This is a genomic window from Lentzea sp. NPDC036955, from assembly GCF_055608005.1.
The window spans coordinates 623,018-635,196 of record NZ_JBVJRC010000001.1; the positions used below are offsets into that span (position 1 = coordinate 623,018).

General features: G+C 69.2%; 12 protein-coding genes. 8 read left to right on the forward strand and 4 right to left on the reverse strand.

The window, feature by feature from the left end; translation table 11 throughout:
• Positions 1 to 59 precede the first annotated feature (59 nt).
• The gene (locus tag ACZ7CF_RS03010) at positions 60 to 968 is read left to right on the forward strand and encodes an RluA family pseudouridine synthase (RefSeq protein ID WP_458433418.1); all 909 of its coding nucleotides are present in this window, start codon (positions 60 to 62) and stop codon (positions 966 to 968) included.
• Here ACZ7CF_RS03010 and ACZ7CF_RS03015 read toward each other — a convergent pair.
• Both ACZ7CF_RS03015 and ACZ7CF_RS03020 read right to left on the reverse strand, forming a co-directional pair.
• Positions 963 to 1,856: a phosphotransferase family protein gene (locus ACZ7CF_RS03015; protein ID WP_470368658.1), complete on the reverse strand. Its 894-nt coding sequence runs from the start codon at positions 1,854 to 1,856 to the stop codon at positions 963 to 965. The two genes, ACZ7CF_RS03010 and ACZ7CF_RS03015, sit on opposite strands and share 6 nt — an antisense overlap.
• 13 nt (positions 1,857 to 1,869) lie before the next feature.
• Positions 1,870 to 5,064: a GH92 family glycosyl hydrolase gene (locus tag ACZ7CF_RS03020; RefSeq protein ID WP_470368659.1), complete on the reverse strand. Its 3,195-nt coding sequence runs from the start codon at positions 5,062 to 5,064 to the stop codon at positions 1,870 to 1,872.
• Between the two features lie 133 nt (positions 5,065 to 5,197).
• Here ACZ7CF_RS03020 and ACZ7CF_RS03025 point away from each other — a divergent pair, with 133 nt between their 5' ends.
• From ACZ7CF_RS03025 to ACZ7CF_RS03040, 4 genes are all read left to right on the forward strand, one after another.
• A complete protein-coding gene (locus ACZ7CF_RS03025; RefSeq protein ID WP_360398637.1) occupies positions 5,198 to 5,581 on the forward strand; it encodes a VOC family protein in 384 nt (127 codons plus the stop codon).
• A gap of 109 nt (positions 5,582 to 5,690) precedes the next feature.
• Positions 5,691 to 6,380: a chitinase gene (locus ACZ7CF_RS03030; RefSeq protein ID WP_360398639.1), complete on the forward strand. Its 690-nt coding sequence runs from the start codon at positions 5,691 to 5,693 to the stop codon at positions 6,378 to 6,380.
• 113 nt (positions 6,381 to 6,493) lie between these two features.
• Positions 6,494 to 7,558: a glycoside hydrolase family 19 protein gene (locus ACZ7CF_RS03035; RefSeq protein ID WP_360398641.1), complete on the forward strand. Its 1,065-nt coding sequence runs from the start codon at positions 6,494 to 6,496 to the stop codon at positions 7,556 to 7,558.
• Positions 7,559 to 7,595: 37 nt separating this feature from the next.
• Entirely contained in the window at positions 7,596 to 8,087 is a 492-nt protein-coding gene (locus tag ACZ7CF_RS03040) for a DinB family protein (RefSeq protein WP_470368660.1), read from the forward strand.
• 63 nt (positions 8,088 to 8,150) lie between these two features.
• On the opposite strand, the gene ACZ7CF_RS03045 is transcribed toward ACZ7CF_RS03040, so the two are convergent.
• Positions 8,151 to 8,396 carry a mycoredoxin gene (locus ACZ7CF_RS03045; RefSeq protein ID WP_360398645.1) on the reverse strand — a complete coding sequence of 82 codons (246 nt, stop codon included), beginning with the start codon at positions 8,394 to 8,396 and terminating at the stop codon, positions 8,151 to 8,153.
• 282 nt (positions 8,397 to 8,678) lie between these two features.
• On the opposite strand from ACZ7CF_RS03045, the gene ACZ7CF_RS03050 reads away from it, so the two are divergent.
• Entirely contained in the window at positions 8,679 to 9,305 is a 627-nt protein-coding gene (locus ACZ7CF_RS03050) for a DUF4360 domain-containing protein (protein ID WP_360398647.1), read from the forward strand.
• A 57-nt stretch (positions 9,306 to 9,362) separates the two neighbouring features.
• Positions 9,363 to 10,007, forward strand: a complete 645-nt coding sequence (locus tag ACZ7CF_RS03055; RefSeq protein ID WP_360398649.1) for a DUF4360 domain-containing protein — start codon at positions 9,363 to 9,365, stop codon at positions 10,005 to 10,007.
• A gap of 54 nt (positions 10,008 to 10,061) precedes the next feature.
• Here ACZ7CF_RS03055 and ilvA read toward each other — a convergent pair whose 3' ends face one another.
• Positions 10,062 to 11,297 carry a threonine ammonia-lyase IlvA gene (gene ilvA, locus ACZ7CF_RS03060; RefSeq protein WP_360398651.1) on the reverse strand — a complete coding sequence of 412 codons (1,236 nt, stop codon included), beginning with the start codon at positions 11,295 to 11,297 and terminating at the stop codon, positions 10,062 to 10,064.
• A 104-nt stretch (positions 11,298 to 11,401) separates the two neighbouring features.
• On the opposite strand from ilvA, the gene ACZ7CF_RS03065 reads away from it, so the two are divergent.
• Positions 11,402 to 12,112, forward strand: a complete 711-nt coding sequence (locus ACZ7CF_RS03065) for a lytic polysaccharide monooxygenase auxiliary activity family 9 protein (RefSeq protein WP_470368891.1) — start codon at positions 11,402 to 11,404, stop codon at positions 12,110 to 12,112.
• The last annotated feature ends 67 nt before the right edge of the window (positions 12,113 to 12,179 follow it).

Below are 12,179 nucleotides of genomic sequence, written 5' to 3' on the forward strand. Positions count from 1 at the left end.
AGCTCAAGTTTTCGAGCGATGTCGTTCGGTTTTTCCGAACGTTTAGACTGGCGGGTGCGATGAGACGCAAACCCTCCTCCCCACTCCCCCAGCGCAACGGCCTGGACGCGGCGCGCCTGAAGCTGCCGCCGGACGGCACGTGGCCGTCGCTGCGCGCGCACCTGGTCGAGCGCCTGCCGCGGGTGGCTCCCGAACGCATCGAGGAGATGCTGCGCGAGGAGCGGATCTGGGGTGTCACGGGCCCGCTGGGCGTCGACGCGCCGTTCGTGCCGGACAGCTACATCTGGTTCCACCGCGACCTGCCGGTCGAGGTGCCGGTGCCGTTCTCCATCGGTGTCGTGCACCGGGACGACGACATCGTGGTCGCCGACAAACCGCACTTCCTCGCCACGATCCCGCGCGGTCAGCACATCATGCAGACGGCGCTGGTGAGGCTGCGCGACGAGCTGGGCCTGCCCGACCTCTCCCCCGCGCACCGCCTGGACCGCGTCACGGCCGGGCTCGTGCTGTTCGTGGCCCGCCGGGAGCTGCGCGGCCGGTACCAGACCATGTTCCGCGACCGGGTGGTGCGCAAGGAGTACGAGGCGGTCGCGCCGGTGCGGCCCGACCTGGAGCTGCCGTGCGTGGTGCGGTCGCGGATCGTCAAGGAGCGCGGCATCATCACCGCGTTCGAGGAGCCCGGCGAGCCGAACGCGGAGACGCACGTGTCGCTGGTGGAGCAGCGCGGTGCGCTGGGGCGCTACCGGTTGCGGCCGCTGACCGGGCGCACGCACCAGCTGCGGCTGCACATGTCCGGTCTCGGCGTGCCGATCCTGAACGACGACTTCTACCCGGTGCTGCGGGAACGCCCGCTCGACGACTTCTCCTCGCCGTTGCAGCTGCTGGCCCGCACGTTGTCCTTCACAGACCCGGTCTCGGGCGTCGAGCGCTCGTTCACCTCGCGGCTGTCGTTGTCCGCCTGGTCATGAGACGTGCGTGCGCACGGCTGGAATGCTGTGCTCCGGCCAGATCTCGCACATCCGCTCGTGCAGCCGCCGTGCGAGCGCGCTCGTCTTCGGGTGCGTCTCGGTGAACGCCGCCACCACCCGCGTGCGGAACATCAACCGGTCACGCGCGGTCGTGGTCGTCCACGCCCAGTCCTCCTCCACCACCCTGGCGAGGTGGTCGGTGCCGTCGCGGTGCAGCCGCCGCACGAGAGCGTCCCCCTGCACCAACCAGCGCACGCACGCGTCCTCCAACGGCGCGGTGAACCCGCGTTCGGCGAAGTAGGCCTGTTCGGCGGCCTCCCACAACGGTGCCGGTGTCTCGCTGACGAGCGCGCACGTCGGAAAGCCGATGCGGAGGTAGACGAGCTCGCTGAGGCCGTCGCCGAGCGCCGCTCCTTCGAGGTCCACGAACCGTGCGCCCCGGTCGGTGTACAGGTCGTTGCCGGGACAGGGATCGCCGTGCAGCAGGTCGAACCCGCCGGTGTCGGTGAACACCAGCTCGTCCTCGGCGCCACCGGTCTCGACTCCAAGGGCGTGGACCAGCCGCAGGAACGGCTCCGGGTCCGGTACCCGCTGGCGTGGCAGCAGACCGGCGTGCCGCGGACCGGTGGACATGTGCAGGCGGGCCAACGCCCGCGCGTAGTCGACCACCCAGTCCTCTCGCGGCGGCTCGGACTGCAACCGTTCGAGCACCACGGTCTGTGCGGCCTCGTCGACGTCGAGGACGCGCGGCACCACGCCGGTGTGCGCGGCCAGCCGCAGCGCGGTGACCTCGCGGGTGAAAGCGGCCGGATCGCCGATGACGCGTTTGACGATCCGGTCGCCGTCAGCCCACACGCTGGACCGCGGGTTGTCGTTCAGCAGCTCCACGGTCCCATCATCCTCAGGCGAGCGTGAGCGCGTACAGCTCCACCCGCGGGTCGTCCGGCAGCGTCACCGACCGCACGGTCTTGGCCGGGTCCAGCCGCAGCGACTGCCCGAACAACCGCACCGGCGGCCCGTCCACGCCCTGGCCCGCCTTGATCCGGTGCGGCATCTCCAGCACCGCGAGCCCACCGCCGGCCCAGTCCGGCACGGTGGCGGCGACCTCGGCGGAGGTGCCGTCGGTGTACCAGACGGTGAAGCCCGCCGACACCGGCCCGTTGTGCGAGGAGCCGACGACGTGCAGCCACGAGAACTGACCGGACGGCAGCAGCAGGCCCTGGCCGCGGGCCTCGACGAAGTTCGCCGCAGTGCCCGTCGGGTCCGGTGCCTGGTAGGTGATGCCGCCCCAGGTCACGGGTCCGGCGGGCGGCAGCAGCGCCTCGTCGTAGCTCCAGCCGCCGCCGTCGAAGTTGCCCGACGAGGACGCGGTGACGGACGCGGTGCCGTCGTGGTTGCGCTCCGGTGCGATGTCCACCGAGCACGCCGAGAACGCGCACAGCGCGGCCTGCTTGACCTCCACGGTGGCCTTGAGCTGCACCGCCTCGACCTTCACCGCCACCTCGTAGGTGCCCACCGGCGTGCCCGCGGGCACGGAGACCGTCAGCGGCACCGTCTTCTGCGTCGGCAGGCCGCGCGAGACGATCGCGAACGGCCGTGCGCCGGTCACCGCCCAGCCCGCGGGCGCGGTCACCTCCGGCCGCACCGTCGTGGCCGACGGTGACTGCGCCAGCACGTCGAGCTGCAGCGTCAGCGACTGCGCCGACTCGGAGGTGGGCATGACGACCTCGGTGCCGCGCAGCGAGGCGTTCAGCGACCGCCGCGAGTCCACCTTGCCGTCGTTGAGCGACGGCGGCTCGTCACCGCGGCTCGTGCCCCACGACGACGGCTTCGCCGACACCTCGTAGGACAGCTTCCCGCCGCGCTGCACCGTGGACCAGTCGACCCATGTCTTGCGCACGTCGCGGCCGTTGAACGACGCCGACTTCACGTACCGCACCGAGTCGGAGACACCGGGCGCGGTCACCGTCAGCGTGCCGCCCTGGGAGCCGTGCTGTCCGATCCGGACGGTCGCGGACGGGAACTGCGGTGACGACAGGGCCAGGAAACCGGAGCCGCTGAACGTCGGGTACAGGCCCAGCGACGAGAACACGTACCAGGCCGACATCGTGCCCAGGTCGTCGTTGCCGGTCATGCCGTCCGGGCCGGTGGTGAACAACGTCATCGCGGCCCGCACGACGGTCGCCGCCTTCGACGGCGTGCCCGTCCACAGGTACACGTACGGCGCCAGCAGGTCGGGCTCGTTGTTCGGGTTGTAGGTCGGCTTGCCGTAGTAGTCGTACGGCTCGGTGATCCAGTCCTGCCGTGCCGTGCCCGCCGGGTCGACGAGCAGCTTGTCGTAGGCGAAGAACGCGTCGAGCCGCTTCTCGGCCTCCCTGCGCCCGCCCATCAGCGAGATCAGCCCGGCCGGGTCCTGCGGCACCAGCCACTGGTACTGGTAGGCGCCGCCCTCGTGGAACTGGTGCGCGGCGTCGACCGGGTTGTACGGCGACAGCCAGGTGCCGGCGGCGGTGCGCGGCCGGAAGTGACCGGTCGAGGCGTCCCACAGGTTGCGGTACCACTGGCCGCGGTCGGCGAACATCCGCGCGTCCGAGCGGTGGCCGAGCCCCTTCGCCATCAACGCCAGCGACGCGTCCGCCGCCGAGTACTCCAGCGTGGCCGAGGCCGGGTGCACGCAGTCGTTGTCGCCGCCCTTGTGCGCGCAGTCCGTGCCGAGCTTCAAACCGGACGGGATGTAGCCGCGCTCGTTGTAGTGCTCGACGCCTGAACGCCCGTTGTAGGGCGAGTCGGCCGGCGGCAACGTCAGCGCGTTCTTGCGCAGCAGCTGGTAGGTCTCCTCCTCGAAGCCCTTCAGCAGCCCCTTCTCCCACGCCTCGACCAGGAACGGCGTGACGGGGTCACCGGTCATGATGTTGGTCTCGGAGGAGGCCAGCGCCCACCGCGGCAACCACCCGCCGTCGCGCCCGCCGGCCACCACGGACAGCGCCACGTCCCTGGCCACCCGTGGTTCGAGGACCTGCAGCAGCTGGTTCTGCGGCCGGTAGGTGTCCCACAGCGAGAAGTTCTGGTACGGCGTGTAGCCCTCGGCGGTGCGCACCTTCCCGTCGAACCCGGTGTACCTCCCGTCGACGTCTCCGGCGACGTTCGGGTGCAGCACGGAGTGGTAGAGCGCCGTGTAGAACGCGACCTGCCGCTCGCGCGTGCCGCCGGTGATCCGCACGGCGTCGAGCTGCTTCCTCCACACCGCCTTCGCCGCGGCCACCGCGGCGTCGAAGTCGAACGCGGGCGCCTCGGCGGCGAGGTTCTTCCGCGCGCCCTCCAGCCCGGTGTAGGACAGGCCGACCTTCAGCACGACGTCGCGGTCGGCCGTGGCGTCGAACGTGACCCACGCGCCGTTGCCACCCGTGCCGGCCGCGTCCCGCGACCCCGGCGTGGGCACGTTCCCCCGCCACGAGCCGAAGGACGCGAACGGCCGGTCGAACGTCGCCGTGAAGTACACGGTGTGCTCGTCCTTGCCCGCGCAGAACCGCCCGTTGCGCACGCGGCCCTCGATGGTCCGGTCGCCGACGACGTGGATCTCGGAGTCGAGCACGGTCTGGTTGGACTTGCCGGTGTTGAACAGGACGTTCGCGGCGCCGTTGGACGGGAAGGTGTACCTCTGCCAGCCGGTCCGCTGGGTCGCCGTGACCTCGGCGTTCACGCCGTACCGGGACAGCCCGACGCGGTAGTAGCCGGGCTGCGCTTGCTCGTCCGAGTGGCTGAACTCGGACTTGTAGGCATTGATGTCAACGTTGTCAACGGACCCGACCGTCGGCATCACGGGCAGCTCGCCCATGACGCCGCACCCCACGCCCGAGAGGTGCGTCTGGGAGAAGCCGTAGATCGACGTGGCCTTGTAGTCGTAGCCGCCCTGACCTCCTGTGTCCGGGCTGACCTGCACCATTCCGAAGGGCACCGACGCTCCGGGGAACGTGTTGCCGAAGTTCTGCGTCCCCACGAAGGGGTTCACCAATGACGACGGGTCCTCCTGCGCCGGTGCCGCCTGCGCAGGAACTGTCAGACCCAGCAACAGCCCGGCTACAACCAGTGTCCGCATGGTCAGTCAGTATTGCCCGATCACCGCCACCCCGGCAGCTTCTGTCGTGTTTTGTCAGCCGGTGCGCAGCCGGCGAACCGCTTCCACCGACACGATCGCTGACAACTCCCCGGCACCGGGGTAAGCAGGAGGCATGCCCGTACAGCTCAACCACACCATCGTCCACGCCACCGACCAGGAGCGCTCCGCCCGCTTCCTCACCGACCTGCTGGGCCTGCCCGCCCCCGTGCGCTTCGGCCCGTTCCTCGTCGTCGAGGTCGCGAACGGCGTCTCGCTCGACTACGTGACCGCGCCCGGCCCGATCGCCGAGCAGCACTACGCGTTCCTCGTGACCGAGGACGAGTTCGACGAGGTCTTCGGCCGCATCCGGGAGCAGGGGCTCGAGCACTGGGCCGACCCGTTCCGCAGCCGCCCCGGCGAGATCAACCGCAACGACGGCGGCCGGGGCGTCTACTGGAGCGATCCGGACGGCCACACCCTGGAGATCATCACCCGGCCCTACGGGTCCGGCTCCTGACGGATCAGGCCCAAAAGGTATAGACCACCTCTTGTGCTCGGAGTGCCTGCCTGCCACCGTGAGAGCGGTAACACAGTGGGCGCGCAGATGCTCGGAGGAGTTGGTCCGCATGTTCTCCACACGCGCCGCCGCCCTGCTCGTCGCGCTGCTGGGCGTCTTCACGCTCGTGCAGCCGGCGACGGCGGCGCCGTTCATCGTCAGCGAGGCGCAGTTCAACCGGATGTTCCCGTCCCGCAACGGTTTCTACACCTACAGCGGCCTGCGGAACGCGATGGGCGCGTTCGGCTCGTTCGCGAACCAGGGCAGTGACACGGTCAAGAAGCAGGAGCTCGCGGCGTTCCTCGCGAACGTCTCGCACGAGACCGGCGGGCTCGTCTACATCCGCGAGATCAACCAGAGCGGTGACTACTGCGACGAGACCAAGCCCTACGGTTGTCCGGCGGGCACCAGGGCGTACTACGGCCGCGGCCCCATCCAGCTGTCGTGGAACTTCAACTACAAGGCCGCGGGCGACTACCTGGGCATCAACCTGCTGAGCAACCCCGACCAGGTCGCCACCAACGCCACCACGTCGTGGAAGACCGCGATCTGGTACTGGATGACGCAGAGCGGTCCCGGCACGATGACCCCGCACAATGCCATGGTCAACTCGCGCGGTTTCGGTCAGACCATCCGCAGCATCAACGGGTCGCTGGAGTGCGACGGCCGCAACCCGGGAACCGTCGAGAGCCGCGTCTCGAAGTACCGCTCATTCACCGGGATCATCGGCGTCACACCGGGTTCGAACCTGTACTGCTGAGGGCAGAAGAGGTCTAGACCCTTGACTGGTCTGGACCATTGATGCCAGGCTCAGCAGCACTGTTCACATCCTTGATCCCTCGGATGCGCTAAAGACTCCAGAGGTGGGTGACCTTGCTGAAAAAACGCATCTTGGCGTCTCTCGCGGCGGGTGTGGTGGCGGCTTCCCTCGCCGTCATCGCGCCGACCGCGTCCTCTCAGGCAGAAGTGTCCGCGCAGGCCTGCACCTTCACGGACTGGGTCCAGGGCAAGTGGTACACCACCGGCTCGATCGTGAGGTTCGAAGGCAACTACTACGTCGCCGAGCACGACAACCCGGGCTACAGCCCGACGGTCTCCACCTGGTACTGGGAGCCGACGGGCTGTGACGGTGGTGGCGGCGGTGGCGGCGGCACCACCTGCAGCAGTGCGACCGACTGGGTGGCCGGCCGGCAGTACTACACCGGCAACATCGTGCGCTACAACGGTTCCTACTACATCGCCGAGCACGACAACCCCGGCTACGACCCGACGGTCTCCACGTGGTTCTGGGAGCCGCACAACTGCGGTGGCGGCGGCAACCCCGGTGGCTTCCCCGTCACCGAGGCCCAGTTCAACCAGATGTTCCCCGGCCGCAACAGCTTCTACACCTACCAGGGTTTCGTCGACGCGGCCCGCACCATCCCCGCGTTCGCCACGACCGGCAGTGACACGGTGAAGAAGCAGGAGGTCGCGGCGTTCCTCGCGAACGCGTCGCACGAGACCGGTGGCCTGGTCTACATCGAAGAGATCAACAAGAACAACGACCTCTGCGACGAGAGCCAGCCCTACGGCTGCCCGGCCGGTACCTACGCCTACTACGGCCGCGGTCCGATCCAGCTGTCGTGGAACTTCAACTACAAGGCCGCGGGCGACTACCTCGGCCTGAACCTGCTGCAGAACCCGTACCAGGTGGCGCAGAACTCCACGACCGCGTGGCGGACGGCGATCTGGTACTGGATGACGCAGCGCGGCCCCGGCACCATGACCCCGCACGACGCGATGGTCAACAGCGCCGGCTTCGGTCAGACGATCCGCAGCATCAACGGGTCACTGGAGTGCGACGGCCGCAACCCGGCGCAGGTCCAGAGCCGCGTCTCGAAGTACCAGTCGATCACCGGCATCATCGGTGTGACGCCGGGCGGCAACCTGTACTGCTAGGACTTGAGCTGTCCTGGTTCGCTGTCAGCTTCACTGCATGACCATGGAGCTGGACGAACTGCTGCACGAGCTGAACGACCAACGCAAGACCTTCCGCGTCACCGTGCGGGGTCTGACCGCTGCGGAGGCCGCGAAGCGCACGACCGCCAGCGAGCTCACGCTGGGTGGGTTGCTCAAGCACCTCACCCGGTGTGAGCGCGGCTGGACGCACATCCTCACCGAGCAGCCCCTGCCCCCGCCCGGGATGCTGGACTTCGACCAGTACACCTGGACGGGCGGCGACTTCGACGCGCTGCTCACGTCTTACGACGAAGCGGTGCGCGCGACCGACGAGGCCGTGCGCACCGCTTCGCTCGACCACCCGGTGCCGTTGCCGTCCGCGCCCTGGGACCCGGACCCGCGCCCGATGTCGATCCGCCGGATCGTGCTGCACCTGATCAGGGAGACCGCGCAGCACGCGGGCCACGCGGACATCCTGCGCGAGTCGCTGGACGGCCAGTCGACCACGGCGTTCCTGTACGAGGACTGAGCACCTGGCCAGAAGCCTCGCCCGCCGTTGCTGCCCAGGCGTCTGCTCAGCCCCGGAAGGGGACTAGCTCGCGAGCTGTTCCTTCACCTGCGCCAGCGACGGGTTCGTGAGCGCCGTGCCGTTCGGGAAGTGGACGGTGGGCACCGTGCGGTTGCCGCCGTTCACGCTCATCACGAAGTCGGCCGCGCCGGGCGTCTCCTCGATGTTGATCTCCGCGTACTCGATGCCCTCGCGGTCGAGCGAGCTCTTCAGGATGCGGCAGTACCCGCACCACGAGGTGGAGTAGACGGTCAGCTGGTCCGGAGCCATCAGGCACTCCTCGTCGAGTCGTCGGACGTCACCGTTGTCAACGTGCGGCGGGAGCGCCTGATGCCGGGATGAGCGCCAGATCACTCCGGCGTGGGCCGCCGCGCTGCTCCGGCGAGGCGGCTTTCGCTCGTTCAGAGCAGCCGCGGCGATCGTCAGACAACCGTCAGGTCAATTCCGCCCGCGGTCGGCGAGCATGGTTCGCGCACCCCCCGAAATCATCCGGAAACGCGATCGGTTCCCATTCCGCCGCCGGTTCCGCACCCCAGGAAAGAAAGGCTGGCCATGCTGAAAACGCTGGCGGCTGCCGCCCTCGCGCTGTCCGCGGTCGTCGTTGCCGCGCCCGCCGCCCAGGCGGTTCCCGACGTCCCCGACTTCGTCACGATCGACGTGGTCACCGTGAACGGTTCCGGCTGCCCCGCCGGTACCGCCGCCGTCGCCTCCGCCGACGACCGCACGGCGTTCACGGTGACCTACAGCCAGTACCTCGCGCAGGCGGGGCAGGGCTCCGCGCCCACCGACTTCCGCAAGAACTGCCAGCTCAACCTGCGCGTCACCTACCCGCAGGGCTTCACGTTCGGCATCGCCCAGGCCGACTACCGCGGCTTCGCCCACCTGCAGGCGGGAGCCACCGGGACGGAGAAGGGGAACTACTACTTCCAGGGCATGTCCCAGACCGCCAGCCGCACCCACACGTTCACCGGCCCGAAGAGCGACAACTGGCAGGCGACCGACCGTGCGCAGGTGGCGGAAATCATTTACGCGCCCTGCGGTGAGGTCCGGCACCTCAACATCAACACCGAACTGCGCGTGAACGCGGGAACCGCGTCGAAGGCGAACAGCTTCATGACGATGGATTCCACCGACAGCAGCGTCAGCACCAAGTACCAGTTCTCCTGGAAGCGCTGCTGACAGCTGCGTCCACCGCCGCCGCCGGTCTTTGTCGGACTCCAGTCGGAAAGGTGCCCCATGCTCAACGCAGTGGCCGCGGCCGTGCTCGCGACGTCGACCATCATCATCCCGCCGGGAGGCGCACCCGGCACCACGCCTCCGCCGGACCACATCACCATCGACGTCGTGACCATCAACGGGTCGGGCTGCCGGGCCGGCACGGCCGCCGTCGCCGTGTCCCCCGACAACAAGGCCTTCACCGTCACCTACAGCGAGTTCATGGCCCAGGTCGGCCCGCAGGCCCTGCCGACCGACTTCCGCAAGAACTGCCAGCTCAACCTGCGCGTCAACGTGCCGTCCGGCTTCACCTACGGCATCTCCTCGACCGACTACCGCGGGTTCGCGCACCTCGAACGCGGCGCCACCGCCCTGGAGCGGGCCAACTACTACTTCCAGGGCATGTCGCAGACCGAGTACAGGCAGCACAACTACAAGGGCCCGTTCAGCGACGACTGGCAGGCGACCGACACGACCGACGTGGCCGCGATCGTCTACCACCCGTGCGGTGAGAAGCGGAACTTCAACATCAACACGGAGCTGCGGGTCAGCGCGGGCACGTCCGACCCGAAGAAGACCACCAGCTTCATCGCGATGGACTCGACCGACGGGTCGATCGAGACGACGTACCACTTCGCGTGGAAGCTCTGCACCCCCAGGACGTGACACCCGGTCAGGGAGCTCCGGGTCGCGCACCGACGCGGCCCGGGGTTTCCGTTCTCAGATCAGGAAGCGGTACGCGGTCGACCCCGGCTCCACGTGCTGGATCTTGAGCGGGGACTCCTTCATCCGCCCCCACAGCAGGTCGTAGTCCTCGCGCCGGCCCAGCTCGATGCACACGAGCGCGGCACCGGTCTCCCGGTTGTCCCGCTTCACGTACTCGAACTGCACGATGTCGTCGTCCTTGCCGAGCACGTCGTCGAGGAACCGCCGCAGCGCACCCGGCTCCTGCGGGAACTCCACCAGGAACCAGTGCTTGAGGCCGCGGTGGATCATCGACCGCTCGACGATCTCGGCGTAGCGCGACACGTCGTTGTTGCCGCCGGAGAGCAGGCAGACGACCGTCGCGTCCGGCGCGACCGAGATCTCCTCCAGCAGCGCCGCCGAGGCGAGCGCGCCCGCGGGCTCGGCGATGATGCCGTCGATCTGGTACAGCTCCAGCATCTCCGTGCAGACCGCGCCCTCGGCGACGGTGAGCAGCTCGGCACCGGAGTCGCGCACCATCGGGAACGTGACGTCGCCCGCGCGCCGCACGGCCGCACCGTCGACGAACGTGTCCACCTCGGGCAGCGTGACCGGGTGGCCCGCCTGCATCGCGGCGATCATGCTGGCCGCGCCCGCGGGTTCCACGCCGATGACGCGGGTGCGCGGGAAGCGCTCCTTGAACCAGGTGCCGACGCCGGAGAGCAGGCCGCCGCCGCCGACCGGGGCGATGACCACGTCCGGGGCGCCACCGAGCTGCTGCACGATCTCCAGGCCCACCGTGCCCTGGCCCGCGACCGTGCGCGCGTCGTCGAACGCCGGCACGAGGGTGGCGCCGGTGTGCTGGGCGTACTCCTTGGCCAACGCCGCCGCGTCGTCGTAGGTGTCGCCGTCGACGATGAGCTGCACCATGCCCTGGCCGAGCGCGGCGATGCGGTCGCGCTTCTGGCGGGGCGTGGTGCGCGGCACGTGCACGCGGCCCTCGATGCCCAGGCGGCGGCACGCGTACGCCATGCCTTGGCCGTGGTTGCCCGCCGACGCGCAGACCGCGCCGCCGAAGGCGAACTCGGTCTGGCAGAGCAGGTTGAAGGCGCCGCGCAGCTTGTACGAGCGGCCGACCTGGAGATCCTCGCGCTTGAACCAGACGCGGGCGCCGGTGCGCTCGGACAGCCGCTGGTTCACCTCCAGCGGGGTCGTGCGAGCGACTCCACCGAGCCGGGCTGCGGCCGCGGACACCTCATCAGCGAAGGACATGACACTACATCTTCCGTGAACGACTCGGGTCTGGCACGCGTACCCCTGGAAGACAGGGAGGTGCCGAATTGTTTCGCCTTGTGGGCGTGTCAGCGCTGCTCATGATGCTCTCCGCGGTTCCCGCGCACGCCCATGGCGCGCCCACCGACCCACCGAGCAGGGCTTTTCTCTGCTCACCGGGCCGGCAGACAGCATCATCCTCGCCGTGCCGGACCGCCATCGCAGCGGGGTTGCCGTCCACGGAGTGGGATGACGTCCGGCTGGCGAACGTCGCCGGGCAGGACACCGCGCGCGTGCCCGACGGCAAGCTGTGCAGCGCCGGGCTGCCGAGGTACGCGGGCCTGGACCAGCCGCGCGCCGACTGGCCGGCCACCCGGCTGACGAGCACGGCGTTCACCTACCGGGCGACGATCCCGCACCAGGGCTCGTTCCGGTTCTACGTCACCCGCGACGGCTACTCCCCGGCCCGGCCGCTGCGGTGGGCCGACCTGGAGCAGTTCCTGACCGTGCCCACTCCTCCGCTGGTGAACGGCGCGTACCGGTTCACGGTGCAGCTGCCGAAGCGAACGGGCCGGCACGTCGTCTACACGGTCTGGCAGAACACCGACACGCCCGACACCTACTACTCGTGCACGGACGTCGAGCTCGCGGCAGCACCCGCGACCGCTCCGGCGCGGAAGCCCGTTCCCGTTGCGTCGAGCACCGAACAACCTCCTTCCGCCGCAACGAGGATCGGGCTGTCGGCGGTGATCGGAGCGGTCGGCGGGCTCGGTGTCCTGGGCGGCTTCCTGTTGTGGCGCAGAAGAATTCTGTGAACGTCCCGGTACCCAACAGGTCTGGACCACCCTTACGATGATCTTCGGGCGCGCAACCCCTGTGAGA

Excerpts from the sequence above, each read along its gene's own strand:
- ACZ7CF_RS03010 (WP_458433418.1), top strand. The coding sequence starts at position 60 with ATGAGACGCAAACCCTCCTCCCCACTCCCCCAGCGCAACGGCCTGGAC.
- ACZ7CF_RS03020 (WP_470368659.1), bottom strand. The coding sequence starts at position 5,064 with ATGCGGACACTGGTTGTAGCCGGGCTGTTGCTGGGTCTGACAGTTCCT.
- ACZ7CF_RS03025 (WP_360398637.1), top strand. The coding sequence starts at position 5,198 with ATGCCCGTACAGCTCAACCACACCATCGTCCACGCCACCGACCAGGAG.
- ACZ7CF_RS03030 (WP_360398639.1), top strand. The coding sequence starts at position 5,691 with ATGTTCTCCACACGCGCCGCCGCCCTGCTCGTCGCGCTGCTGGGCGTC.
- ACZ7CF_RS03040 (WP_470368660.1), top strand. The coding sequence starts at position 7,596 with ATGACCATGGAGCTGGACGAACTGCTGCACGAGCTGAACGACCAACGC.
- ACZ7CF_RS03045 (WP_360398645.1), bottom strand. The coding sequence starts at position 8,396 with ATGGCTCCGGACCAGCTGACCGTCTACTCCACCTCGTGGTGCGGGTAC.
- ACZ7CF_RS03050 (WP_360398647.1), top strand. The coding sequence starts at position 8,679 with ATGCTGAAAACGCTGGCGGCTGCCGCCCTCGCGCTGTCCGCGGTCGTC.
- ACZ7CF_RS03055 (WP_360398649.1), top strand. The coding sequence starts at position 9,363 with ATGCTCAACGCAGTGGCCGCGGCCGTGCTCGCGACGTCGACCATCATC.
- ilvA (WP_360398651.1), bottom strand. The coding sequence starts at position 11,297 with ATGTCCTTCGCTGATGAGGTGTCCGCGGCCGCAGCCCGGCTCGGTGGA.
- ACZ7CF_RS03065 (WP_470368891.1), top strand. The coding sequence starts at position 11,402 with ATGCTCTCCGCGGTTCCCGCGCACGCCCATGGCGCGCCCACCGACCCA.